At 67.1% G+C, this 22,844-nt stretch carries 20 protein-coding genes and 1 pseudogene; 3 read left to right on the forward strand and 18 right to left on the reverse strand.

Features of this window, described 5'->3' with window-relative positions; genetic code table 11:
- Positions 1 to 93 precede the first annotated feature (93 nt).
- Positions 94 to 948, reverse strand: a complete 855-nt coding sequence (locus tag LJF27_RS26990) for an AraC family transcriptional regulator (protein ID WP_003091607.1) — start codon at positions 946 to 948, stop codon at positions 94 to 96.
- Between the two features lie 66 nt (positions 949 to 1,014).
- On the reverse strand, positions 1,015 to 1,602 hold the full coding sequence (locus tag LJF27_RS26995; protein WP_003119682.1) for a GNAT family N-acetyltransferase: 588 nt from the start codon (positions 1,600 to 1,602) through the stop codon (positions 1,015 to 1,017).
- A 265-nt stretch (positions 1,603 to 1,867) separates the two neighbouring features.
- On the opposite strand from LJF27_RS26995, the gene LJF27_RS27000 reads away from it, so the two are divergent.
- The gene (locus LJF27_RS27000) at positions 1,868 to 5,347 is read left to right on the forward strand and encodes a PAS domain-containing hybrid sensor histidine kinase/response regulator (protein ID WP_003117605.1); all 3,480 of its coding nucleotides are present in this window, start codon (positions 1,868 to 1,870) and stop codon (positions 5,345 to 5,347) included.
- Between the two features lie 7 nt (positions 5,348 to 5,354).
- On the opposite strand, the gene LJF27_RS27005 is transcribed toward LJF27_RS27000, so the two are convergent.
- Positions 5,355 to 9,701, reverse strand: a complete 4,347-nt coding sequence (locus LJF27_RS27005) for a DEAD/DEAH box helicase (RefSeq protein ID WP_023117034.1) — start codon at positions 9,699 to 9,701, stop codon at positions 5,355 to 5,357.
- Positions 9,702 to 9,769: 68 nt separating this feature from the next.
- Entirely contained in the window at positions 9,770 to 10,153 is a 384-nt protein-coding gene (locus LJF27_RS27010) for a hypothetical protein (protein WP_003091614.1), read from the reverse strand.
- Between the two features lie 166 nt (positions 10,154 to 10,319).
- Between LJF27_RS27010 and LJF27_RS27015 the strand changes: the two genes are divergently transcribed.
- The gene (locus LJF27_RS27015; RefSeq protein WP_003091615.1) at positions 10,320 to 10,607 is read left to right on the forward strand and encodes a hypothetical protein; all 288 of its coding nucleotides are present in this window, start codon (positions 10,320 to 10,322) and stop codon (positions 10,605 to 10,607) included.
- A gap of 78 nt (positions 10,608 to 10,685) precedes the next feature.
- Here the strand turns inward: LJF27_RS27015 and LJF27_RS27020 are convergent, their stop codons facing one another.
- The 13 genes from LJF27_RS27020 to LJF27_RS27080 form a co-directional block, all read right to left on the reverse strand.
- Positions 10,686 to 11,015 carry a YnfA family protein gene (locus LJF27_RS27020; RefSeq protein WP_003091616.1) on the reverse strand — a complete coding sequence of 110 codons (330 nt, stop codon included), beginning with the start codon at positions 11,013 to 11,015 and terminating at the stop codon, positions 10,686 to 10,688.
- Positions 11,012 to 11,434, reverse strand: a complete 423-nt coding sequence (locus tag LJF27_RS27025) for a hypothetical protein (protein WP_003091617.1) — start codon at positions 11,432 to 11,434, stop codon at positions 11,012 to 11,014. Before LJF27_RS27025 ends, LJF27_RS27020 begins: the two co-directional genes overlap by 4 nt.
- Before the next feature lie 232 nt (positions 11,435 to 11,666).
- Positions 11,667 to 12,479 carry an SDR family oxidoreductase gene (locus LJF27_RS27030; RefSeq protein WP_023117035.1) on the reverse strand — a complete coding sequence of 271 codons (813 nt, stop codon included), beginning with the start codon at positions 12,477 to 12,479 and terminating at the stop codon, positions 11,667 to 11,669.
- A gap of 125 nt (positions 12,480 to 12,604) precedes the next feature.
- On the reverse strand, positions 12,605 to 12,904 hold the full coding sequence (locus LJF27_RS27035) for a hypothetical protein (protein ID WP_003091621.1): 300 nt from the start codon (positions 12,902 to 12,904) through the stop codon (positions 12,605 to 12,607).
- A 168-nt stretch (positions 12,905 to 13,072) separates the two neighbouring features.
- On the reverse strand, positions 13,073 to 14,395 hold the full coding sequence (gene oprP, locus LJF27_RS27040; protein ID WP_023117036.1) for an outer membrane porin OprP: 1,323 nt from the start codon (positions 14,393 to 14,395) through the stop codon (positions 13,073 to 13,075).
- Positions 14,396 to 14,853: 458 nt separating this feature from the next.
- Positions 14,854 to 16,170 carry an outer membrane porin OprO gene (oprO, locus tag LJF27_RS27045; RefSeq protein WP_003104423.1) on the reverse strand — a complete coding sequence of 439 codons (1,317 nt, stop codon included), beginning with the start codon at positions 16,168 to 16,170 and terminating at the stop codon, positions 14,854 to 14,856.
- Positions 16,171 to 16,416: 246 nt separating this feature from the next.
- Positions 16,417 to 17,007: a DoxX family protein gene (locus LJF27_RS27050; protein WP_003114076.1), complete on the reverse strand. Its 591-nt coding sequence runs from the start codon at positions 17,005 to 17,007 to the stop codon at positions 16,417 to 16,419.
- Positions 17,008 to 17,009: 2 nt separating this feature from the next.
- Positions 17,010 to 17,744 carry a DNA-binding domain-containing protein gene (locus LJF27_RS27055; RefSeq protein WP_003114075.1) on the reverse strand — a complete coding sequence of 245 codons (735 nt, stop codon included), beginning with the start codon at positions 17,742 to 17,744 and terminating at the stop codon, positions 17,010 to 17,012.
- Complete coding sequence (locus tag LJF27_RS27060) at positions 17,741 to 18,595, reverse strand: DUF692 domain-containing protein (protein WP_003114074.1); 855 nt, start codon at positions 18,593 to 18,595, stop codon at positions 17,741 to 17,743. Before LJF27_RS27060 ends, LJF27_RS27055 begins: the two co-directional genes overlap by 4 nt.
- Positions 18,596 to 18,613: 18 nt before the next feature.
- Positions 18,614 to 18,928: a hypothetical protein gene (locus LJF27_RS27065; protein WP_003091625.1), complete on the reverse strand. Its 315-nt coding sequence runs from the start codon at positions 18,926 to 18,928 to the stop codon at positions 18,614 to 18,616.
- A 405-nt stretch (positions 18,929 to 19,333) separates the two neighbouring features.
- Positions 19,334 to 19,573: an anti-sigma factor family protein gene (locus LJF27_RS27070; RefSeq protein ID WP_003104432.1), complete on the reverse strand. Its 240-nt coding sequence runs from the start codon at positions 19,571 to 19,573 to the stop codon at positions 19,334 to 19,336.
- Entirely contained in the window at positions 19,567 to 20,178 is a 612-nt protein-coding gene (locus LJF27_RS27075) for an RNA polymerase sigma factor (RefSeq protein ID WP_003104434.1), read from the reverse strand. Before LJF27_RS27075 ends, LJF27_RS27070 begins: the two co-directional genes overlap by 7 nt.
- A 2-nt stretch (positions 20,179 to 20,180) precedes the next feature.
- On the reverse strand, positions 20,181 to 21,302 hold the full coding sequence (locus LJF27_RS27080; RefSeq protein WP_003104436.1) for a beta-ketoacyl-ACP synthase III: 1,122 nt from the start codon (positions 21,300 to 21,302) through the stop codon (positions 20,181 to 20,183).
- Between the two features lie 490 nt (positions 21,303 to 21,792).
- Between LJF27_RS27080 and LJF27_RS27085 the strand changes: the two genes are divergently transcribed.
- The gene (locus LJF27_RS27085) at positions 21,793 to 22,308 is read left to right on the forward strand and encodes an ankyrin repeat domain-containing protein (protein ID WP_003091630.1); all 516 of its coding nucleotides are present in this window, start codon (positions 21,793 to 21,795) and stop codon (positions 22,306 to 22,308) included.
- 3 nt (positions 22,309 to 22,311) lie between these two features.
- Here the strand turns inward: LJF27_RS27085 and LJF27_RS27090 are convergent.
- A pseudogene (locus LJF27_RS27090) lies at positions 22,312 to 22,814 on the reverse strand (cysteine hydrolase family protein).
- Positions 22,815 to 22,844 lie beyond the last annotated feature (30 nt).

The raw sequence follows: 22,844 nt of genomic DNA on the forward strand, positions 1-22,844 counted from the left end.
GGCTCCCCCAGGGACGCAGGAAAAAGTGGGGCGCAAAATTACGGCAAATCGTAAAGAACGTAAATACAAATGATTTGCAAATGTGAGCTTGACTTATTCGTATGTCGTCAAGGACGAGCGCGCGCAGGCCGAGCGGTATTCACCCGGTGCCACCCCGTAGGCCTGCTTGAACTGGCGACCGAGGTGGCTCTGGTCGGCGAAGCCCAGCTCCAGGGCCACCTCCAGCGGCGCCCGGCCGCTCTTGAGCAGTGCCCTGGCCTGCTCCAGGCGGCGCTGTCTGAGCCAGGCGTGGGGCGGCATGCCGGTGGCGCGACGGAAGACCCGGGCAAAATGGAACGGGGACAGATTGACCGCCGCCGCCAGTTCCTCCAGCGAAGGCGGATCGAGCAACCGCGCCGCCAGCAGTTCGCGGGCGCGGGCCACCGCCAACGGCTCCTGCCCGGCCTTCGGCGCTTCTGGCAGGCGGGCGTGGCGACGGAACAGGGCGAGCATCGTCTCGCGCCAGCGGGTCTGGGTTTCCAGGCTGCCGGCATGCTCGGCCAGCAGGCGGTGCAAGTGGACGAAGGCGCGTGCCAGGGGCTGGTCGTGGATCACGCTGTCGGCGAAACGCGGCACGCCGCCATGATGGATTTCCAGCTCGTCGAGAATCCCGTCGATCTGTTCCATTTCCGGGTAGTAGCCGCGATAGAGCCAACCGGCATCATGGGCCTTGGAGCCGGTGTGCACTTCGTCGGGGTTGATCAGCACCATGCTGCCCAGCGGGGCTAGGTGCTCGCCGCCACGATGGCGGAAGCGCTGCGCGCCCTGCTCGATGATGACTAGGGCGAAGCTGCTGTGCACGTGCGGCGCGAAGCGCTGCTCCACATAGCGCGCGTGCAGCAGTTCGACGCCGCCCAGTTCGGCGGCGCGCCAGAAATGCGTGTGTTCTCCGCTCGTCTCGTCCGGCACTGCCGTCTCCTCGTTCGCCCGTCCGGACGGGCCGCCCAGCATACCGCAGGAGCGACGGAACCGGCTTCAGCCGGTGAAGCTGGCTTCCAGCGCCGCCTTGACCTGCGGCCATTCGTGGTCGGTGATGCTGTAGACGAAGGTGTCGTCTAGCCGCCCGCCGGCCAGCCGCCGGTGGTTGCGCAGCACGCCCTCGCGCTGCGCGCCGAGCTTGTCGATGGCGCCCTGGGCGCGCAGGTTGCTCGCCGCCGTGCTGAGCTGCACGCGGACCATGCGCAGGTTGTCGAAGGCATGCTTGAGCATCAGGTACTTGATCATGCGGTTCAGGCCGCTGCCGTGCTGGGCCTGGTCGAGCCAGGTCCAGCCGATCTCGCAGGCCGGCAAGGCGGGAAGGAATTCGGCGAAGCGCGTGGTCCCGACCAGTTGCACGCCGAGGCGGACGGCGAGCGGCAACGCCCTGCCCTCGCGCTGCTCGGCGAGGCTCTGGCGGTACCAGTCCGGCCGCGTCGGTCCGTCCATGTACTGCAGCGCCTCGCGGTTGGCTTCGGCGAGGCTCACCAGCTCGGGAATGTCCGCTTCCACCAGCGGCTCGAGACGCAAGGCTCCGCGCTGCAGGGTGATCGGTAGCGGCTTGAACATGGGCGCCCTCCTCGACATCGACGCAAAACTCCGCTCCCATCAGAGCGTAGCGGCCGCGTTTAGTGCCGCAGCCGAAACCGGCTACGATGAACGGACAGCCGGCCGCCGGGGCCGTCCGCGCTCACGCAGCCCGGCACGCTACCAACTCCGCGCGTCCGGCTCAAGCATGCGTGCGACCTTGGTCGCAGGCGGCCTGACGCGCGGGCCGACAAGTGCGAAACTGGCGCGAAAGCAAGACCCCCGCCTCACGCCAGCTTCACGCGGGGACATCATCGGAGTTCGCATGTCGCTGTCCATCGGGCTGATCGCCGTGGTCGCCCTGGTCTACATGGCCATCCTGTTCGCCATCGCCTTCTATGGCGACCGTCGCCGCACCCCGCTCTCACCCCGCCTGCGTGCCTGGGTCTACAGCCTCTCCCTGGCAGTGTACTGCACCAGCTGGACCTTCTTCGGCGCGGTCGGCCAGGCCACCGACCAGCTCTGGTCGTTCCTGCCGATCTACCTCGGACCGGTGCTGCTGATGCTGTTCGCGCCCTGGGTGCTGCAGAAGATGATCATGATCAGCAAGCAGGAGAACATCACCTCCATCGCCGACTTCATCGCCGCCCGCTACGGCAAGTCGCAGGCGCTGGCGGTGGTGGTGGCGCTGATCTGCATGGTCGGCGTGCTGCCCTATATCGCCCTGCAACTGAAAGGCATCGTCCTCGGGGTGAACCTGCTGATCGGCTCCGGCGCCGACTCCACCGGTACCCGCGCCCAGGACACGGCGCTGATCGTGTCGCTGGTGCTGGCGCTGTTCACCATCGTCTTCGGTACCCGCAGCCTGGATGTCACCGAACACCACCGCGGCATGGTCCTGGCCATCGCCTTCGAGTCGCTGGTCAAGCTCACCGCCTTCCTCGCCGTGGGCATCTTCGTCACCTTCGGCCTCTACGACGGCTTCGCCGATCTCTTCTCCCAGGCCCGCGCCGCGCCGCAGTTGGCCGACTACTGGGAAGAGACCGTGCACTGGCCGGCGATGCTGCTGCAGACCGGCGTGGCGATGACCGCGATCATGTGCCTGCCGCGGCAATTCCACGTCACCGTGGTGGAGAACATCGAGCCGCGCGACCTCAACCTGGCGCGCTGGGTGTTCCCCATCTACCTGGTGCTGGCCGCGTTGTTCGTGGTGCCGATCGCCCTCGCCGGCCAGTTGCACCTGCCCGCCGGGGTAATGCCGGACTCCTTCGTCATCAGCCTGCCGCTGGCCGAGGCGCACCCGGCGCTGGCCCTGCTGGCATTCATTGGCGGCGCCTCGGCCGCCACCGGAATGGTCATCGTCGCCAGCGTCGCGCTGTCGACCATGGTCTCCAACGACATGCTCCTGCCGTGGCTGCTGCGACGCCGGGAAAAGGACACCGAACGGCCCTTCGAGGCCTTCCGTCACTGGCTGCTGACCGTACGCCGGGTGAGCATCGCGGTGATCCTGCTGCTCGCCTACGTGGCCTACCGCCTGCTCGGCTCCAGCGCCAGCCTGGCGACCATCGGCCAGATCGCCTTCGCCGCCATCGCCCAGCTCGGCCCGGCGATGATCGGCGCGCTGTACTGGAAACAGGCCAACCGCCGCGGGGTCTTCGCCGGCCTCGCCGCCGGCTCGCTGCTGTGGGCCTATACGCTGGTCCTGCCGGTGGTGGCCAAGGGCCTCGGCTGGCCGCTGGAGCGCATCCCCGGCCTGACCTGGCTGGCAAGCAATCCCTTCGGCCTGCCGATCGAGCCGCTGACCCAGGGCGTGCTGATCTCGCTGGTCGGCAACTTCGCCCTGTTCGGCCTGGTCTCGGTGCTCTCGCGCACCCGCGTGTCCGAGCACTGGCAGGCCAGCCGCTTCATCGGCCAGGAGATCTCCCAGCGGCAGAACTCGCGCTTCATGCTCGCGGTGCAGGTGGAAGACCTGCTGATGCTCGCCGCGCGTTTCGTCGGCGAGGAACGCGCGCGGCAAAGCTTCATCCGCTTCGCCTACCGCCAGGGCAAGGGCTTCACCCCGAACCAGACCGCCAACAACGAGTGGATCGCGCACACCGAGCGCCTGCTCGCCGGGGTCCTCGGCGCGTCCTCGGCGCGGGCGGTGGTGAAGGCCGCCATCGAAGGGCGCGAGATGCAGGTGGAGGACGTGGTGCGGATCGCCGACGAAGCCTCCGAGGTGCTGCAATTCAACCGCGCCCTGCTGCAGGGCGCGATCGAGAACATTACCCAGGGCATCAGCGTGGTCGACCAGTCGCTGCGCCTGGTGGCCTGGAACCACCGCTACCTGGAGCTGTTCGAGTACCCGGACGGGCTGATCTACGTCGGCCGGCCGATCGCCGACATCATCCGCTACAACGCTGATCGCGGCCTGTGCGGGCCCGGCGATCCGGACATGCACGTGGCCAAGCGCCTGTACTGGATGCGCCAGGGCACTCCGCACACCTCCGAGCGGCTGTTCCCCAACGGCCGGGTCATCGAGCTGATCGGCAACCCGATGCCCGGCGGCGGCTTCGTCATGAGCTTCACCGATATCACTGCCTACCGCGAAGCCGAACAGGGCCTCAAGGGCGCCAACGAGTCGCTGGAACAGCGGGTCCAGGAGCGTACCCAGGAACTCTCGCAGTTGAACCAGGAACTCAGCGAGGCGAAGAGCAACGCCGAGGCCGCCAACCAGTCGAAGACCCGCTTCCTCGCCGCCGTCAGCCACGACCTGATGCAGCCGCTGAACGCCGCGCGGCTGTTCTCCGCCGCCCTCGCCCACCAGGACGCGCTGCCCGGCGAGGTCCGCGACCTGGTGCAGCACCTCGACTCGTCGCTGCGTTCCGCCGAGGACCTGATCACCGACCTGCTGGACATCTCGCGCCTGGAAAGCGGCCGGGTCAGCGCCGAACGCAACCCGTTCCCGCTGAACAACCTCTACGATGCCCTCGGCGTCGAGTTCAAGGCGCTGGCCCAGGAACAGGGCCTGCATTTCCGCCTGCGCGGCAGCCAGCTGCGGGTGGACAGCGACATCAAGCTGCTGCGGCGCATCCTGCAGAACTTCCTGACCAACGCTTTCCGCTACGCCAAGGGCCACGTGCTGCTCGGCGTGCGCCGCGAGGACGGCTACCTGCGCCTGGAGGTCTGGGACCAGGGGCCGGGCATCCCACCGGACAAGCAGAAAGTCATCTTCGAAGAGTTCAAGCGCCTGGACAGCCACCAGACCCGCGCGGAGAAAGGCCTCGGTCTCGGCCTGGCGATCGCCGACCGGCTCTGCAAGGTCCTCGGCCATCCGCTGGAAGTACGTTCCTGGCCGGGCAAGGGCAGCGTCTTCAGCGTCCGCGTACCGCTGGCGCGGCAGGCGCCGCCGGCCCTGGCCAACGGCCACAAGGCCGAACCGGCGCAGGCGTTGAACGGCGCCCAGGTGCTCTGCGTGGACAACGAGGACAGCATCCTCGCCGGCATGAACAGCCTGCTCAGCCGCTGGGGCTGCCAGGTCTGGACCGCGCGCAGCCGCGAGGAATGCGCCACGCTGCTGGACAGCGAGATGCGCCCGCAACTGGCGTTGATCGACTATCACCTGGACGACGGCGAGACCGGTACGCAATTGATGGCCTGGCTGCGCACGCGCCTGGGCGAGCCGGTGCCGGGCGTGGTGATCAGCGCCGACGCGCGGCCGGAACTGGTGGCGGAGATCCACGCCGCCGGCCTCGACTACCTGTCCAAGCCGGTCAAGCCGGCCGCGTTGCGGGCCCTGCTCAGCCGCCATCTGAGCCTGCGCTGAGCGGGCCTCAGTGACGGCGGATCAGCAGCGCACGGATCTGCTGCGCGGTCTCGCCGTCGACTTCCGCGAGCATCCGCACCTTGCCGGCTACCAGCGCCGCCAGCGGCGCTCCGTCTCGATAGAGCAGGCGGTTGCCGGTCACCGCCGGCACCCGTTCGCCGGGTAGCAGGCCGCCGACCAGGTTCAACGGATCGACTGCCGACACCACCAGCATCGCCCCATCCGGCGGTCGCTTGCGCACCTCGCGCAACAGGCCGACCGCTTCCGCCAAGGCGAACTGCTCGCCGGCCAGGCCGGCGATGAAGCGCCCGCCGCGAATCTCGCCGCGCGCTTCCAGGCGATGGTAGACGCGCAGCAACTCGCGCCACGGCGGCAGCCAGTCGGCCTCGCGCTCCAGCAGGCGCCAGGCGACCACCCCATAGCGCCGCAGCAAGGTCCGGGCGACATGTTCGAGAACCTCCGCCGGCAAACGCTGCCCCGCCTCTTCCGCCTTCGCCCGGCGCAGCGGCGCCCAGCGCCCGGCGTCCTGCATGCCGCCCGGCAGGCCGCGCGAGCGGCGCTCCTGGCGGCTGCGCTTGTCCGCCGGCATCAGCAGGGTGCGCAGCCCGGCGAAGCTGTCGGCGTTGACCCGGCCGACCGAGACCAGCTCGCCGAGGGCGTTCTCCAGCTCGCTGCGCAGCAGGTGGGCATCCTGGCTCAGTTCGTCGAAGAACGATGCACCCTGCTCGCGCAGCACCTCCAGTACCCTGGCCGCGCGCGGCGACAGTTCCGGCTCCGGCGCGTCGCGCTGCAGGACGCTCCAGAGCCCCAGCTCGCGGCGCGGCAGGAGCACGATCGGCGCGCTGCGCAGCGGACCGCCGGCGGCCTTGCTGCGTCCGGCCAGGCGCGCCCAGACGATGCGTCCGGAACGGCACAGCTGGTCCAGCCAATGGCTGGCGTAGTCGGCCACCCGCGCTGCCAGCAGTTCGCTTTCCCAGGCGGCCGCCGCGGCCTGGAAGCCTTCCAGCTGCTCGACCACCGTAGCCAGGGACTCCGCACCCCGGCCACGGGTGCCCGGCGCCAGGCGCTGCCAGTCGAACAGGAAACGCATGAAATCGGCGCGCTCCACCGGCTCGATTTCCCGGCGCAGGCGCTTCACCGTATAGCGATGGATGCGCGCCAGCAGATGGCGTTCGCACCACTCCTCTTCCGTCGCGCCAGGACTGAAGCGGCCACGCAGCACATAGCCTTCGCGCTCCAGGGCGGCCAAGGCGTACTGCTGGTCGGCCAGGCCGATGCCCAGGTCGGCCGCCAACTGCCCGGCCGTGCGTGGCCCGAAGCCACCCAGGCGGGCGCGGGTCAGCTCCACGGTCGCCGCTTCCGCCGAGTCCGGCGGCGGATAGCCGCGAGGCGCCTGGAAAGCGTCGGGCACCTTCGCCGCGGGATGCACCAGGCGCATCGCCGGCAGGCGCTCCGCCGCCAGCCAGAGAGTGCTGCCTGCGCAGTCCAGGCGTCCGGCGCGGCGTTGCTCCGACAGTTGCGCAAGCCATTCCCCCCAGCCCGGATTGGCCTCGGCCTCGCCCGAGGTGAGGAAGCCCAGGCTGTTCAGCGCCTCATGCATCTCGTCGGCGTTGCGCGCTTCCGGCCAGGCCTCGCCACGCACCGCCTCGATCGCCTCAAGGTCCAGGGCGCCGAGGTCGTCGGCGGACTCGGGATCGCTCCAGCGGCGATTCTGTACCGCCTGGGTACGCCGCTCCTCCAGCGGCGCATCGTCGAGATAGGCGTAGGGACGCGCGGTCAGTATCTCCGCCGCCAACGCCGAAGGCGCCGGCAGGTCGCGCGCCAGCAAGTCCACCGCGCCGCTCTCCATGTCGCGCAGCAGGGCCAGCCAGCCCTCGCAATCCATCGCCTCGTGCAGGCAGTCGTCGAGGGTCTGCGCCACCAGCGGGTGATCGGGCACCTCGCGCTCGCCGACGATATTCTCCAGGCACGCCACCTGGTCGGGGAACACGCTGGCCAGCAGATCCTCGCTCTTCATCCGCAGCAGTTGCGGCGGCACCTTGCGACCGCCGGCATAGCGCGGCAAACCGAGCGAGGTGGTCAGGTTCCAGCGCCAGCGCACGCCGAACAGCGGCGCGTCGAGCACGGCCTGTACCAACAGGTGCTCGGCGCTCGCCGAATGCAGGTAGCGCCAGACCTCGTCGAGGGGAAAGCTGTGGCTGGTGGACAGCGAGAGGATGATCGCGTCCTCGGTGGCCGCCGCCTGCAGCTCGAAGTTGAAGCTGCGGCAGAAACGCTTGCGCAGCGCCAGGCCCCAGGCGCGGTTGAGGCGGCTGCCGTGGGGACTGTGGATGATCAGTTGCATGCCGCCGGATTCGTCGAAGAAGCGTTCCATCACCAGCCGCCGGCTCCCGGGCAGGCCACCCAGGGCCTGGCGGGCGCGGGCCAGGTACTCGACGATCTGCCGCGCGGCGCCATCGTCCAGCCCGAGGGTGGCGCCGAGCCAGGCGATGGCTGGCTCCAGCCGCCGCCCTTCCGGCAATGCCTGGCCTTCGCCGAGCAGCTCGTCGAGGGTGTCGCGCAGGCGCGCCACGCTGGCCGACAGCTCGTCGCTGCGCCCCGGCGCCTCACCCAGCCAGAACGGAATGTTCGGCGGCTGGCCCTGGGCGTCCTCGACCCGTACCCGTCCCGGCTCGATGCGGATGATCCGGTACGAGGTGTTGCCCAGTTGGAACACGTCGCCGGCCAGGCTCTCCACCGCGAAGTCCTCGTTGACCGTTCCCACCAGCAGGCCCTGCGGCTCCAGCAGCACGCTGTAGTCGCCGGTATCGGGAATGGTCCCGCCCGAGGTCAGCGCGGTCAGCCGCGCGCCACGGCGGCCACGGAGCAGGCCGTTGAGCGCATCGCGATGGAGATAGGCGCCGCGCACGCCGAGGCGTGAGTGGTAGCCCTCGGCAAGCATCCGCAGGACTTCGTCGAAGCGCTCGCGCTCCAGCCCGGCGTAGGGTTCGGCGCGGATCACCAGGCGATAGAGGTCGTCCTCGCGCCACTCCTGGCAGGCCACTTCGGCGACGATCTGCTGCGCCAGCACGTCCAGCGGCTGGCGTGGCAGCACCAGGCTGTCCAGCTCGCCACGGCGCACGCTGTCGAGCAGCGCCGCGCATTCCACCAGGTCGTCGCGGGAGGTCGGGAACAACCGGCCCTTGGGGGTGCCGCCGACACTGTGCCCGGAACGCCCGACCCGTTGCAGGAAGGCGGCGATGGAGCGCGGCGACGACAACTGGCAGACCAACTCGACGTCGCCGATATCGATGCCCAGCTCCAGCGAGGCGGTCGCCACCAGTACCTTCAATTGCCCGGCCTTGAGGCGTTGCTCGGCATCCAGGCGCAGCTCCTTGGCCAGGCTGCCGTGGTGGGCCGCCACCTGGCGGCTGCCGAGGCGTTCGGCGAGGAAGCGGGTGACCCGCTCGGCCATGCGCCGGGTGTTGACGAACACCAGGGTGGTGCGGTGCTCGCCGGCCAGGTGCGCCAGGCGGTCGTAGACCAGCTCCCAGGTGTCGTTGGACATCACCGCTTCCAGCGCCACCGGCGGTACCTCGATGCCCAGGTCGCGGGGGCGCGTATAGCCGATGTCGACGATCCGGCAGGCCGGATCGCGCGGATTGCCGCTGGCGCCGACGAGGAAGCGCGCGACCTTCTCGATCGGTTTCTGCGTGGCGGACAGCCCGATCCGCAGCAGCGGTCGCGGACACAGCGCCTGCAGGCGCTCCAGCGACAGCGCCAGGTGGCTGCCGCGCTTGCTGCCGGCCAGGGCATGGATCTCGTCGACGATCACGCTGCGCACCCCGGCAAGCATCTGCCGGCCCGACTCCGAGCCGAGCAGGATGTACAGCGATTCGGGCGTGGTGACCAGGATGTGCGGCGGGCGCTTGCGCATCGCTCCGCGTTCGACCTGCGGCGTATCGCCGGTGCGCACCGCGCTACGGATATCGACGTCGGGCAGGCCGAGACGCGCCAGTTCCTCGCGGATGCCAGCCAGCGGTTGCTCCAGGTTGATGCGGATGTCGTTGGACAGCGCTTTCAGCGGCGAGACATAGACCACCTGGGTGGCATCCGCCAACTCGCCGCCGGCGGCCAGCCCCTCCACCACCAAGGCATCGATGGCGGCGAGGAAGGCGGTCAGGGTCTTGCCCGAACCGGTGGGCGCGGCGACCAGGGTCGAAAGCCCCTCGCGGATCGCCGGCCAGGCCTCCACCTGCGCCGGCGTGGGCGCGGCGAAGTGGCGTTCGAACCACTGGCGGACGACGGGATGGAACTCCGCCAGGGGCCGCGGAGCCGGCTCGGCGCGGCGGGCGGAAGAGGATGAAATAGGCATCATGCTCCGCACTATGGTGGCGCCGCGGGCGACTCACAAGCCCCGCCGATCGCCCGTCGGGCGCAGTTTCAGAGCCCGGCGACGAAACGGTCGAAGCGCTCGGCGTGCAGCGCTTCGCTGCCGTTCTCCTCGAGCAGCCGGCGAGCCTCGGCGGCCTTCGGCGTCTCGCCGCCGATCAGGCCGAGCAGGCGCTCGCCGCGCGGCGTGAGGACGAAGTTCTCGCCATTGCCGCCCTGCTCTTCCGGACGCGGCTCGATGAAGCCGCCCTCCAGCAGGATCGCCTCGTAGTCGGCGGCCTTCTGCTTCAACGCATCCATGTCGCCGACCCGCTGCCCGGCCTGGGAGCGTTCCTCGGCCAGGCGTTCGGCATGGGCGCGCGGGGCGAAGTTCTCATGGGCGGACTGCCGGACCTCCAGCAGCAACCGTTCGACCAGATCCCAATCGTGAGTCATGGCATACCTCCTGCGGCATAAGCAACGAGGGTCCTTCGCACCCTCTCTATGCGTGCGACCCGCAACCCGCCGCGAGGGTTCGAATCGGTCGCCGTCCGGCGTTGCGGCTGAACTTTGTCGGCTCGACCGGGCTCCACCGCTCAGGACCACCCCACAGGAGTACGCCATGAAACCGCTTTTCGCCCTCGCCAGCGCCTGCGCCTTGCTGGTCGCCACGCCGGTCTTCGCCTGTTCCGAAGCGGAGGCGGAAAAGATGGGCAAGGAAGTCGCCACCAAGGTCGCCTCGATCACCCAGAAGAACCCGCAACGGGCCAGGGAACTCAACGAGCAGTTGCGCCAGCGCCAGGAAGCCCGCTCGGAACAGAACCGGCCGAGCGATTGCGATGCCTACGCGCAGATGCTCAAGGAACTGGATCAGGAAAAAGGTGACGTACAGCGCAACACTTCGCAGTGATCCGCCGGTTCGGGGTGCGGTGGCCCGGGACGGCGGGGTCCGGCGCCCGTGACGGGCGCGCCACCTACCCCGCCTGAGTCACTGAGACAGGCGCGGGCCGAACAGCACGACGCTGGCACCGACCACGCACAAGGCCACGCCCAGCCAGTCGCTCCATAGCGGCCGCGAGCGCTCGACGAAAGCCAGCCAGAACAGCGACGCGGCGACGTAGATGCCGCCATAGGCGGCATAGGCGCGGCCGGCGTAGCTGGCCTCCACGCGGGTCAGCAGCAAGGCGAACAGGGTCAGGCTGAGCAGGCCGGGCAGCACCCAGAGGGCGCTCTTGCCCAGCCGCAGCCAGAGATAGAAAGCGTAGCAGCCGGCGATCTCGCAGAACGCCGCGAGGACGAACCAGAGGTAGTTGATCACCGCCGCCCGCCCTCCCGCTCCCAGGCGCAGCGGACCTGCAGGTCGCTCTCCTGGGGGGTATGGAAGCCACGCTCGGACTCCCAGCGAAAGGTATGGCTGCCGTTCACTTCGGTCTCCAGGTGGACCACCGCGCTGGCCCAGTAGAGGCGCCTGAGCAACGCCTCGAACTGCTCGACCCACAGGCTCCACTCGTATTCGATGGCCTGGTAGCTGGCACCGAAGTGGATGATCTGGGTCTGGTAGAGCCCGGCCCCGGACTGCTCGCAGCGGCTGAACATCTCGCGTCCGAGGAACGGCCAGGCCTCGCCGCCCGGCAGGCTGTCCAGCACGCGGCGGTTGGCGGCACGACGCATGCGCCGCTCCATCGAATCGCCCGGCCAGTCGCGGATGCAGCCATAGACGATGGATTCAGACTCCACAGGGGTACTCCAGAACAGAACGGACTCGCAGAGGCAGCCTTCTAGCACAGGGCGCGAGGGCGGAAAAGCAAAAAGCCTCGCAAATGAGCGAGGCTTCTTGTGGGGTCCAACGTACTTCGGCAGGCAGGCCGGTGACTCAAGCTACTCGATCGCACCGCCTTGGGCAAGCACTATCTGCGCCGCACCGCAATGGTGCAAAGCCGCGCCCCTGCTGGCCTGCAGCCATTTCCACTCAGGCCTGGCGCTGACGCTTGGCCTGCATCTTGCCGGCCATCGCGGTCATCTCGTCATAGATCGCCTGGGGATTCTGCTGCTTGATCCTCCAGGCCATCCGCGCCTGCTCGTGGGGCAGGATCAGGAAACTGCCCTTGGCCACTTCGGCGTGGATGTAGTCGGCGATGTCGGCGGCGCTGATCGGCGAACTCTCCAGCAACTTGCCGACCTGGTGCTTCATCTCGGGGCTCGGGCCGCGGAAAGAGTCCAGCAGGTTGGTCTGGAAGAACGAAGGACAGACCACATGGACGCCGACCTCGACCAGCGCCAGCTCTACCAGCAGGCTTTCCGAAAGCGCCACCACCCCGGCCTTGGCCACGTTGTAGTTGCTCATCGCCGGGCCCTGCATCAACGCCGCCATCGAGGCGATGTTGACGATCTTGCCCTTGCTTCGCTCCAGCAACGGCAGGAAGGCCTTGCAGCCCTTGACCACGCCCATCAGGTTGATCGAGATCTGCCAGTCCCAGTCCTCCAGGGACAACTCGCCGAAGAAGCCGCCGGAGGCCACCCCGGCGTTGTTGACGATGACGTCGATGCCGCCGAACTTCTCCTCGCAGCTCTGCGCCAGCGCGGTCAGTTGACTGTAGTCGCGTACGTCGCAACGCTGGGTGAAGCCATTGCCACCCGCCTCGCGCACCAGTTTCAGGCTTTCCGCCAGGCCGGCCTCGTTGACGTCGGCCAGCGCCAGGCGCCAGCCGTCACGCGCCCAGCGCAGGGCGATTTCGCGCCCCAGCCCGGAGCCGGCACCGGTGATCATCATGCGGTTTTGCATAGGGGGTCCTGCCTTCCTGTTCGTGTGATGAAGGCCAGTGTAACCAAGGGTTTCAGCGCCCTCCGGCTAAATCAGGAAGCTGAATGCCTCGGGCAAACCCGGACATGCCGGGCCGCGCGAGGGGCTCAGGCGAGCAGCAGGACGCAGAGCTTGCCCAGGACCAGGGCGATGCCGCAGGAAACCAGCAGGTAGGAGGCGCCATCGAGACGCCGGCGGTACAACTGGGCGAAGGAACCCACGTGATGCTGCAGGACGAACATTCCCAGTGCCACCAGGATCGCCGGGATCAGGAAGACGAATTGCCAGAAGTGTTCGACCGCCAGCGTCGCTTCGCCGTCGTCCGCGAGCAGCAGGGCGCCCCCCAGCAACTGGCCCAGCAACAGCAGCCCCCCGACGCCAATACAGGCACGTCCCCAGCCGATCATCAGTCCCTCCCAGAGCGTTTCCGAGGGACCAGCATAGCCAGATGCCGCCATGCGATCTGTGCCCTGGGTCAAGCTGGGCGGCCCGCCCGGACATCCACCAGGCAATTTCATGACGCGGGTAACATCCTGCGGAAACGAGCCCCGCCCGCCGGACGGGGCCCGAGCGCCTCAGAACACGTACTGCAGGCGCATCACCAGGCCATCGCCGCCATCGTCGCCGTTGGCATTGCTGATCTTGTCGGTCTTCGCCTTGACGTAGTTGGCGGAAACCTTCACCGCCTCGTTGGCGTACCAGTTGACGCCCAGGGTATGGGTCTTGCCCTTGGCGTCGCCGACCTCGCGGGTGGCGCTGTCGACGACGATGTTGTCATCCTCGACCTTGATCGAGTCGTAGCGGTAGAACAGCTCCCAGGCGCCGATTTCCTTGTTCTCCGGCTTGATGGTGTCGAACTTGGCGCCGTCCAGCTTGTAGAGGCGCGGCTCGCCGGTGAGGGTGTAGGCCAGTTGCGCGTAATAGCCGGAGGCCTTGAGATCCTCGCGGTCGCGCTCGGCCTTGACCGTGCGCCGCAGGTACTCGGCCTGGGCCGAGAAGGCACCCAGCGCCCAGGCGCCTTCCAGGCCCCAGACCGAGTCGTCCTTCCACAGCCCCTCGACTGCCGAACTGCCGCCGAACAGACCGCGGTTGCCATTGCTGCCGGCATCGTTGCCGCCATTGGTGGAGACGCCGCGCATGCCCATGCGCGGGCGGATCCGGGTATCCACCGCGCTGTCCTCCAGGTCGCGATAGGCGTATTGCAGGCCCAGGTGCACCACGTTGCCCGGCTCGTGCAGCGGCGCGAACACGCCGCGCAGGTTGTAGCGCTTGACGCTGTCGCCGTCGGTATCGTTGTTGTTCTCGCTGAACACGCTGCCCGAGAGGAAAGCCATGCCGCCCACCACCGAGCTGGCTTGGATACCGGTACCGACGTTGTCGTTGACCCAGTCGGCGATGTCGTAGGTGAGGTTGCGCTCCAGCGCGGTGACCCATTTGGAGCTGGTGGCCTTTTCCAGGCCGAAGTCGGTGTAGAAGCGGCCGAACTTCAGGTTGACCGGGTTGAAGCCGGTATAGGTGACCGAAGCTTCGTCAAAGTAGCCGGCGCTGTCGTTGCCGACGTTGCGCGACAGGTCGTAGTTGATCTGGTACTTCCAGTCCCGGTAGGCGGTGCCGCCGAACTCCAGGTAGGCGCGGCGGAAGTAGGCGGCATCGGCGGTATTGCCGTTGTTCGTGTAGTAGCCGTCGAAGCGGCCGTAGTCGGCCTGCAGGCGGCCGCCGAGCTTGAAGCTGAATTCCTTGTCGGTGGTGGCGACTTCGAGGCCGCCCTTGGTCTTGATCACGATGTCGGCACCGTCGGTGGTCACGGTCCCGGCCAGGCTCTGCGCGGAAATCGCCAGGCCCAGCAAACTCCAGGCAACACTGCTCCCCACCCCTTTGCACGAGTGTCTGCGAATCATCAGGTAAGTCCCCTGTTCGGATTTCGAATGGTCTTGAGCAGCGCGGAAACGGCCGGTTCTATCGCCGGCCGGCGCTGCTGGAGGGGGATCATCTGGATGGGTTGTGACAGCGAGACTGCAAAGCGCGAAAGCTTTTGTGACAGGCAGCCGGATAGCGCCTGGATGAGGCCGTCGGATAAGGGCGCAGGCCTAGAGGCATCAGGTCCGGGCGACAGATGTAACAGTTTGTTTCATATATTGCGGCAACCTTGCGAAGATTGCATGACTGCAATGAAAACCAAGAGTTTCTGCCGATAACCGTCTGGCTTTCGGATATTCCTGCCAGTACCTGCGGGTAGACCTGTAGCGAAAGAAAGACCCGGTTGCAGGCTGCCAACATCGCCACAACCGGGTAAGGAAGCGATTAAAAAGACCTCGCCGGAGCGAGGCCGAAAACAGGAGCAGATCGTTGTCGCTTCTTAGAACACGTACTGCAAACGGGTCACGAAGCCGTCGCCGTCATCGTCGCCATTGTTGTTGGTGATCTTGTCGGTCTTCGCCTTGACGTAGGCCGCGCTGATCTTCACCGCATCATTGACGTACCAGTTCACGCCCAGGTTGTGGGCCTTGGCCTTGGTGTCGCCGACTTCGCGAGTGGCGGTATCGGCGACCACGTTGTCGTCTTCCACCTTGATGTTGTCGTAGCGGTAGAACACTTCCCAGGCGCCGATTTCCTTGTTTTCCGGCTTGACGGAGTCGAACTTGGCACCTTCCAGCTTGTACTGGCGGGACTCGCCGGTCAGGGTGTAGGCCAGTTGCGCGTAGTAACCCTTGGCCTTGATGTCCTTGTAGGCGTTGTCATCGGCCTTCAGCTTGCGTGCCAGGTATTCGGCCTGGGCCGAGAACGGGCCCATTGCCCAGGCGCCTTCCAGGCCCCAGACGCTATCGTCCTTGTAGGAACCGGCCGGCGAGTTGGAGACACCGCCGAAGGTCGCGCGGTTGCCGTTGTCACCGGCGTCGTTGCCGCCGCTGGTGGCGATGCCGCGCATGCCCAGGCGCGGACGGATGCGCGAGTCGAAGGCGGTGTCGTCGAGGTCGCGGTAGGCATAGTTCACGCCGACATGCAGAACATTGCCGGCTTCGTGCATCGGCGCGAACACGCCGCGGAAGTTGAACTGCTTGACGCTGTCGCCGTCGCTGTCGTCGGCGTCCTTGGCGGATACGCCGGCGGACAGGTAGGCCATGTCGGCGAGGGTCGAGTTGACCTGGGCGCCCATGCCGTCCTGGTGGGTGTTGATCCAGTCGGCCAGTTCGTAGGCGGCGTTACGCTCGGGAGCGGTCACCCACTTGGAGCTGGTGGCCTTTTCCAGGCCGAAGTCGGGGTCGAAGCGACCGAACTTCAGGTTGACCGGGTTGAAGCCGGTGTAGGTGACCGAAGCTTCGTCGAAATAGCCGTTGTCGGAGCTGCCGGTGTTGTGCGACAGGTCGAAGTTGATCTGGTATTTCCAGTCCTTGTACGCGGTGCCGCCGAGTTCGATGAAGGCGCGGCGGAAGTAGGCGGCGTCGGCGGTGTTGCCATTCTTGGTATAGAAACCGTCGAAACGGCTGTAGTCGGCCTGCAGGCGACCGCCCAGCTTGAAGCTGAATTCCTTGTCGGTGGTGGCGACTTCGAGGCCACCCTTGGTCTTGATCACGATATCGGCGCCGTCGGTGGTCACGGTGCCGGCGAACGCCTGGGCAGATACGGCCAGAGCCAGAGCGCTGGCAACGAAGCCGAGCGAGTGCTTACGGATCATCGAAGATTTCCCCTTAATGGTGTGTGCATTGGCAACACGCGAGTGCCTGGCTACAGCGCGCCCCTTGTTCCGCGCTGGCCGTAAGGCGGCCCCTTTGTGTTGGGGGGAATCTTGGCGATGGCAGATTGCAGCCAAATTGCATGGAGATAAATGTTTCATTACAGAGGAACTTTTTATCTCCAATGCGAATAACGCGAAAAGCCCTCTACTACGGGCCTTTCGGGTTATTCGATATGGGTAGAAATCTCAGCGCAATTTTTGAGCAATCCAGAAGTCAGCAGAAAGCCACTTGCCGGCGCCGCCGAAGAACAGCGCGAGCAACATCACCAGGTAGGTCGCGGCGAACTCGATGCCGTTGTTGACGATGGCGAAGCTTCCGCTCGACGTCAGCCAGTCGTAGTTGCCGTATTCGCGCAGGATTTCCCGGGCTCGCGCCAGCTTCTCGCCAGCCTCCAGCACCTGGGCGTTGGCGAACGGCGCGGACGGATCGGCGATCGCCTGCCAGCCGTTCGGCCAGTGCACGGCGAAGATCGCTACCAGCATGGTCACCATCAGCGGCAGGCTGATCCAGCGCACGGCCAGGCCGCACAACAGCAGCACGGCGCCACCGGCCTCGCTCAGCGCGGCGAGCCAGGCCAGCAGTTCGGGAAACGGCAGGCCGAGTCCCCAGTCGGGATTGCCGAACCACTCGATGGTGGCCGGCATGTCCGCCAGCTTCTGGCTGCCGGCCATCCAGAACACCGGCGCCAGGTACAGGCGCAGCGCCAGCGGGGCGAGGAAATCCGCTCGACGGGTGACGTCGAGGGCATGCTGTAAACGCAGGAAGACAGTCTTCATCATCACTCCAGAGCGCCCTCGCCCATGAGGATGCCCTGGGCGTGCCAGTCCTCCAGCAAGGCGAAGGCATTTTCGAAATACTCCACGTCGGCGCTCAGGCCGCAGCTTCCGGCCAACTCGCGCAACAACGGCAGCAGCGCCACCGGCGCCTCGCCCTCCTCGCTCAGGCGCTGCGCGAGGCGATAGGCGAATGGCGACAGGTGCAGGAAGCGCACCCGCTCCGCCGGATCGCGCCAGACCAGCAGGCAGGTCGGCTCGGCCGGCGGCTCCATCGGCCGATGGCTCGGCCCCAGGCGATGGACCGGCCAGCGATAGGCCAGCGGCCAGGCCAGTGGCGACCACGACCAGGCCTGCGGCAGCGTCTCGACAGGCGCCTCGGCCAGCGACAGGGCCAGCTCGACCCACTCGTAGTGAGCCAGCTCCAGCAGGAAGGGCGGATCGCCCTCCTCCGCGCGGTAGCCGTCCTGCAGCCAGCCGATGAACTCCTCGCCCAATTGGCTGAAGTACGGTGTGCGGCAGCGATGCTCGCGCATGAAGGCACGCACCAGGCGATGCCAGCGCGGCTCGTCGAACAACTGGCGCAGGACCGGGAAACCGCTGCTGATGAAACCGTCCAGGTTGTTGAAGAACAGTTCCTCGTAGATCGCCATGCGCTCCGTCGCGATGCCGGGCGGCAAGGCCTGCTGCGGATCGCGGATACGTGCGGCGAAACGCCGTTGCAAGGTCGTGTGGTTCATGTGCCGTACCCCAGGCTGCGCAGTTGCGCTTCACCGCTGCGCCGCTGCAGCTCGCGGATGCGATCGGTTTCGGCATACAGCTCGCTCAGTGGCGGGAGGTTGAAATCGCGCTCCAGCAGCGTCGGGCGTTCGCCATGGCAGGCATAGGCATGTGCCAGCAGTTCCCAGACCGGATCGCAGACCGGCGCGCCATGGGTGTCGATCTTCAGGCTGGCGCCCTGTTCGTCGTGCCCGGCCATGTGCAGGTAGGCGATCCTCCGGCTGGGCATCGCGGCGATGTAGGCGTGTGCGTCGAAACCGAAGTTGCAGGCGTTGACGTAGACGTTGTTGACGTCCAGCAGCAATTGGCAATCGGCTTCCTCCAGTACCGCGCGGACGAAATCGACCTCTTCCAGCTCGCCCGGCAAGCGCGCATACGCCGAGACGTTCTCGACGATCAACGGCCGCTCGAGGACGTCCTGTACCACCCGGACCCGTTCGGCGACCCGGCGCACCGATTCGTCGCTGAACGGTAGCGGCATCAGGTCGTAGAGCTGGCCGTCGTCGGCGCAGGCCGACAGGTGCTCGCTGTAGGCACGGATGTCATGCTGCTCGATGAAACCCTTGATCGCGCGCAGCAACGACATGTCCAGCGGGGCGTAGCCACCGAGGTTGAGAGACAGACCATGGCAGAGGAACGGCAGGCGCTCGGTCAGCTCGCGGAACTGGCGGCCGAGACGGCCGCCGATGCCGATCCAGTTCTCCGGAGCGACCTCGAGGAAGTCGACCCGGACCCCATCGCCGGCGCCGAGCGGCTCCAGCAGCGCGCGACGCAGGCCTAGCCCGGCGCCGCTGACGAATTCCCGTTGCATGGTCCGTCTCCTCAGGCCTTACGACTTCTTCTTGTCGGCGCCGCAGTTGCCTTCGCCGGCCTTCTTCTCGCCACCGCAGGAACCTTCCTTGGCCTTGCGATCCGCACCGCAGCTGCCTTCATGACCTGCCTTGGAGGCTTCGCGCTTGCCCTTGTCGGCACCGCACTTGGCCTCGCCGCAGGAACCTTCCTTGGCCTTCTCGGCGGCAGCCACGCTGTAGCCGCTGCTCAGCTCCTGCACGGCGAAGGGATTCTGCGCGGCATGCGCGCCGACACTGGCTACGCCGAGCAGAGCAGCGCCGACGACGGAGGAAGCGAGGGAAATCTTTTTCATGGGTAACTCCTGAAGTTGGTAGCGGGCGCCGGTATGGCGTCCTCGCTCCAATGGACGGAGCACCCCCGGCGGCGTTACAGCGGAGTCGAAAAAAATTTCCCGTCCCTTTGCCTGAACTCAGGGATTGCCCCTGCTGGAGAAATATCGGTCGGCGATATTCGCCAGGTCCCAGGCGTTCTCCGCGACTTCGGATGCTCGCCCAGCGAAACGGATTGCCGCCCCTCCGTAGGGCGCATATCGCGCAGCGATATCCGCCAAGCCCAGCCACACTCCTCGACCTCGTCACGCGGAAGAGAGAGCCGCCCACGCCAGGCCGGGTCCGGTTCGCCCACGCCGGATAGCGGAAACGAAAAAGCCGCCGCCCACGAATCGCGGGCGGCGGCTTGGTGTCGAGGGTACCCCGGCTCAGCGCCGCGCGGCGTCCTTGCGCAATTCGGAGAGATGCGCGGCCAGACGGTCGAGTTCCGGCCCCGGCCCTTCCGGCAGATGGCGCACGGTCGCCTGGGTCAGGCGCATCTGGCGGATGAAGCGCCGGCAATGCCGGCACATGAGCAGGTGGCTGCGCACCGCCAGTTGTCCGCGGAAGTCCAGTTGCCCATCGAGAAAGTCGCTGGACCGGGCGACCAGTTCCTTGCAACTCAGCATTGGCCGGTCTCCTCGAAATGCTCCAGGGTGGCGAAGACCTTCAGGCGGGCGCGATGCAGCAGCACCCGGACATTGGAAAGCGTGATATCCAGGAGATCACGGATTTCCTCCAGCTCCAAGCCCTGGCGTTCGCGCAGGGTCAGCACGCTGCGCTGCAGCTCGGACAGACCGTTGAGGGTCTTGTCCAGGCAATCGCGCAGTTCGCCCTCGGCGAGCAGGGCTTCCGGCGAATCCTCGTGCCAGGCGTGCGGCGGCTGGCTCCAGTGACCGTCGGCGGCAAAGCGCTGGTCATCCACCGTACCATGGGGCCCCGGCAGGTCGTCGAGGAAAACTTCCCGGCGAACCTGGCGCAAGCGGCTCTTGGCGGTATTGGCGGTAATGGTCAGCAGCCAGGTCTTCAGGCTCGAACGCCCCTGGAACCCGTCCAGCCCGCGAACCGCCGCGAGCCAGGCGTCCTGCACCACTTCCTCGGTATGCGATCTGCCGATGATCGCCCAGGCCACGGCCCGCATGGCGCCCTGGTAGGCGCCAACCAGCTCGCGGAAGGCTCGCTGCTCGCCGGCCAGCAGGCGCGGCAGCAGCTCGGCGTCGGTAGGCGCCGCCACGATCAGTGTTTACGCAGGATCACGCTACCGATCGAGTAACCGGCGCCGAACGAGCTGAGCACCCCGATGGCGCCGCTGGGCAGGTCGTCTTGGTGCTTGTGCAGGGCGATCACCGAGCCGGCGGAACTGGTATTCGCGTAGCTGTCGAGGATCACCGGCGCCTCGTGCGCCTCGGCGTCGCGGCCGAGCAGCTTGCGGGTGATCAGCAGGTTCATGTTCAGGTTGGCCTGGTGCAGCCAGAAGCGCTTGACCTCGGCGACCTGGATTTCATTGGCCGCCAGGTGCTCGCCGATCAGCTCGGCGACCATCGGGCAGACATCCTTGAACACCTTGCGGCCTTCCTGGACGAACAGCTTGTCGCGCTTGCCGATACCGCTCTCGTCGGCGCGGTTGAGGAAGCCGAAGTTGTTGCGGATGTTGTTGGAGAACTGGGTCAGCAGCCTGGTGCTGACGATGTCGAACTGGTGCTTCGACACGGCCAGGTCGGCGCGCTCGACGATCACCGCGGTGCAGGCGTCGCCGAAGATGAAGTGGCTGTCGCGGTCGCGGAAGTTCAGGTGGCCGGTGCAGATCTCCGGGTTGACCATCAGGATCGCCCGCGCCTGGCCGGTCTGGATCGCGGTGGTGGCGGCCTGGATACCGAAGGTGGCCGAGGAGCAGGCCACGTTCATGTCGTAGCCGTAGCCCTGGATGCCCAGCGCGGCCTGCACCTCCACCGCGATCGCCGGGTAGGCGCGCTGCAGGTTGGAGCAGGCGACGATCACCCCGTCGATGTCGGCGGCGCTGCGGCCGGCACGCTGCAGCGCCTCCCTGGCGGCGGCCACGGCCATCTCGCAGAGGATCGACCACTCGTCGTTGCTGCGCTCGGGAAGGTACGGAACCATGCGCTGCGGGTCGAGGATGCCTTCCTTGTTCATCACGAAGCGGCTCTTGATGCCGGACGCCTTCTCGATGAACGCCGAGCTGGACTCGGCCAGCGCCTCCAGTTCGCCCTTGGCGATGGCCTCGGCGTGCTGGTCGTTATACTGGCGCACGAAGGTATTGAAGCTCTCCACCAGCTCATCGTTGGAGATGCTGTAGGGCGGAGTATAAAGACCGGTTCCGCTGATGACGGCTTTATGCACAGTTGTTCCTCTTCTCTCGCTGGGCCGCCGTCGAACGGGGCCGATTAGGCATAGCGGTGCCCGCCTGGGGCCGGCACCGGAAACGGGTTCGCTCGCGGCGATGCCGGGCGCTCTACGAAAAGACGTTGGCGACGCGCTTTCGTACAGGGCCCGGGCAAGGTCGGCCATTGCGCAGTGTGCCACCGCCTCGCTTCGGCAAGCGCGCGCACCGCTCAGTGGTATCGAAGGCGCCAAGGATATTCCAGAGTGCGCGCCGGGCACAGCCGATAGGCGCACGATCGGTTTATTTTCCCCGTTTTCGCCACCGATATCCGTATCGAACTGTAAAGACGACGCAACCAGGCCGGCTTCCGGTCACAGCAGGCTGGCACCTTCCCACCCCAACCATCGATTGAATTTGCCAACCCGCCCCATAGGCAATGCTCAACAGCCCACCCCGGCAAGGCCGCCTATCATTCGGCAAACCCGGTATTCACAAGGAAGCAGCCCCATGACCGATAGCCCTCGTCCAGAACTGGATATGGAAACCCAGGAGTTCGTCCACCAGCTGTTCGACCTGGCCCGCCAGGGCAACAGCCAGCGCCTCGAGCAACTGCTGCAACAGGGCCTGCCGCCGAACCTGCGCAACCACAAGGGCGACAGCCTGCTGATGCTGGCCAGCTACCATGGCCACGCCGACACGGTACGCCTGCTGCTGGCCTACAAGGCCGACCCGGACCTGCGCAACCTGGCCGGGCAGACACCGCTGGCCGGCGCTGCGTTCAAGGGCGACCTGGCGATGGTCGAACTGCTCCTCGCCGGCGGCGCCGACGTCGAGGGCGCCTCGGCCGACGGCAAGACCGCACTGATGATGGCGGCCATGTTCAACCAGGCCGAGGTCGCCGCCAGCCTGCTGGCCCACGGTGCCCGTCGTGACGCCCAGGACGCCGCCGGGCTGACGCCGCTGGCGGCGGCGCGGATGATGAATGCCGAGGCCACGGTCGCGCTGCTCAGCCGGCCCCACTGAGCCTCAATCCGCCAGCACCTCGGCCAGGCTGACGACCTGGCCGAAATGATGCTTCCACAGGCGCACACCCAGCTCCCCCGAGCGATCCAGCGAGGAGCCGAGTACCAGGTCGCCGACCAGGGTCGGTTGCAGGCCGGCGTCGAACAGGGCGAAGCCGGCGGCGAGCACGCAGGTGTCGGCCTGGATGCCGCAGACCAGCACCCGTTCCGCTCGCAGCGCACGCAGATGGTCGACGAGTTCCGCCGTCGGCAGGTAGCCATGCTTGACGAAGACCCGGTCGGCCGCCACCAGGCAGGCATCGTCGAGCGGCGGTCGCCAGCCGAGCTGGCGCTGGAACGGCGTACGCGACTCGTCATGGCGCTCGACGCTGGCCACCGAGGGCATCCGCCCGAGCAGTTGGCCAATGCCTTCCAGCAGCCAGTCCGGCGGGGCGAAACAGGGTTGCACGTCGACGATCAGCAGGGCCTGGCGCATCGGTAGTCGCTCCCGGAGAACAGGCCAGGCATTCTAGCCCACTCCGCCCCGTCGCTCCGCGC

The sequence above is a fragment of the Pseudomonas sp. 203-8 genome (genome assembly GCF_020708595.1).
In the GTDB taxonomy this organism is placed as follows: Bacteria; Pseudomonadota; Gammaproteobacteria; order Pseudomonadales; family Pseudomonadaceae; genus Pseudomonas; species Pseudomonas aeruginosa.

Excerpts from the sequence above, each read along its gene's own strand:
- LJF27_RS27055 (WP_003114075.1), bottom strand. The coding sequence starts at position 17,744 with ATGAACCACACGACCTTGCAACGGCGTTTCGCCGCACGTATCCGCGAT.
- LJF27_RS27065 (WP_003091625.1), bottom strand. The coding sequence starts at position 18,928 with ATGAAAAAGATTTCCCTCGCTTCCTCCGTCGTCGGCGCTGCTCTGCTC.
- LJF27_RS27000 (WP_003117605.1), top strand. The coding sequence starts at position 1,868 with ATGTCGCTGTCCATCGGGCTGATCGCCGTGGTCGCCCTGGTCTACATG.
- LJF27_RS27060 (WP_003114074.1), bottom strand. The coding sequence starts at position 18,595 with ATGCAACGGGAATTCGTCAGCGGCGCCGGGCTAGGCCTGCGTCGCGCG.
- LJF27_RS27035 (WP_003091621.1), bottom strand. The coding sequence starts at position 12,904 with ATGATCGGCTGGGGACGTGCCTGTATTGGCGTCGGGGGGCTGCTGTTG.
- oprP (WP_023117036.1), bottom strand. The coding sequence starts at position 14,395 with ATGATTCGCAGACACTCGTGCAAAGGGGTGGGGAGCAGTGTTGCCTGG.
- LJF27_RS27050 (WP_003114076.1), bottom strand. The coding sequence starts at position 17,007 with ATGAAGACTGTCTTCCTGCGTTTACAGCATGCCCTCGACGTCACCCGT.
- LJF27_RS27015 (WP_003091615.1), top strand. The coding sequence starts at position 10,320 with ATGAAACCGCTTTTCGCCCTCGCCAGCGCCTGCGCCTTGCTGGTCGCC.
- LJF27_RS27070 (WP_003104432.1), bottom strand. The coding sequence starts at position 19,573 with ATGCTGAGTTGCAAGGAACTGGTCGCCCGGTCCAGCGACTTTCTCGAT.
- LJF27_RS27010 (WP_003091614.1), bottom strand. The coding sequence starts at position 10,153 with ATGACTCACGATTGGGATCTGGTCGAACGGTTGCTGCTGGAGGTCCGG.
- LJF27_RS27030 (WP_023117035.1), bottom strand. The coding sequence starts at position 12,479 with ATGCAAAACCGCATGATGATCACCGGTGCCGGCTCCGGGCTGGGGCGC.
- LJF27_RS27005 (WP_023117034.1), bottom strand. The coding sequence starts at position 9,701 with ATGCCTATTTCATCCTCTTCCGCCCGCCGCGCCGAGCCGGCTCCGCGG.
- LJF27_RS27085 (WP_003091630.1), top strand. The coding sequence starts at position 21,793 with ATGACCGATAGCCCTCGTCCAGAACTGGATATGGAAACCCAGGAGTTC.
- LJF27_RS26995 (WP_003119682.1), bottom strand. The coding sequence starts at position 1,602 with ATGTCGAGGAGGGCGCCCATGTTCAAGCCGCTACCGATCACCCTGCAG.
- oprO (WP_003104423.1), bottom strand. The coding sequence starts at position 16,170 with ATGATCCGTAAGCACTCGCTCGGCTTCGTTGCCAGCGCTCTGGCTCTG.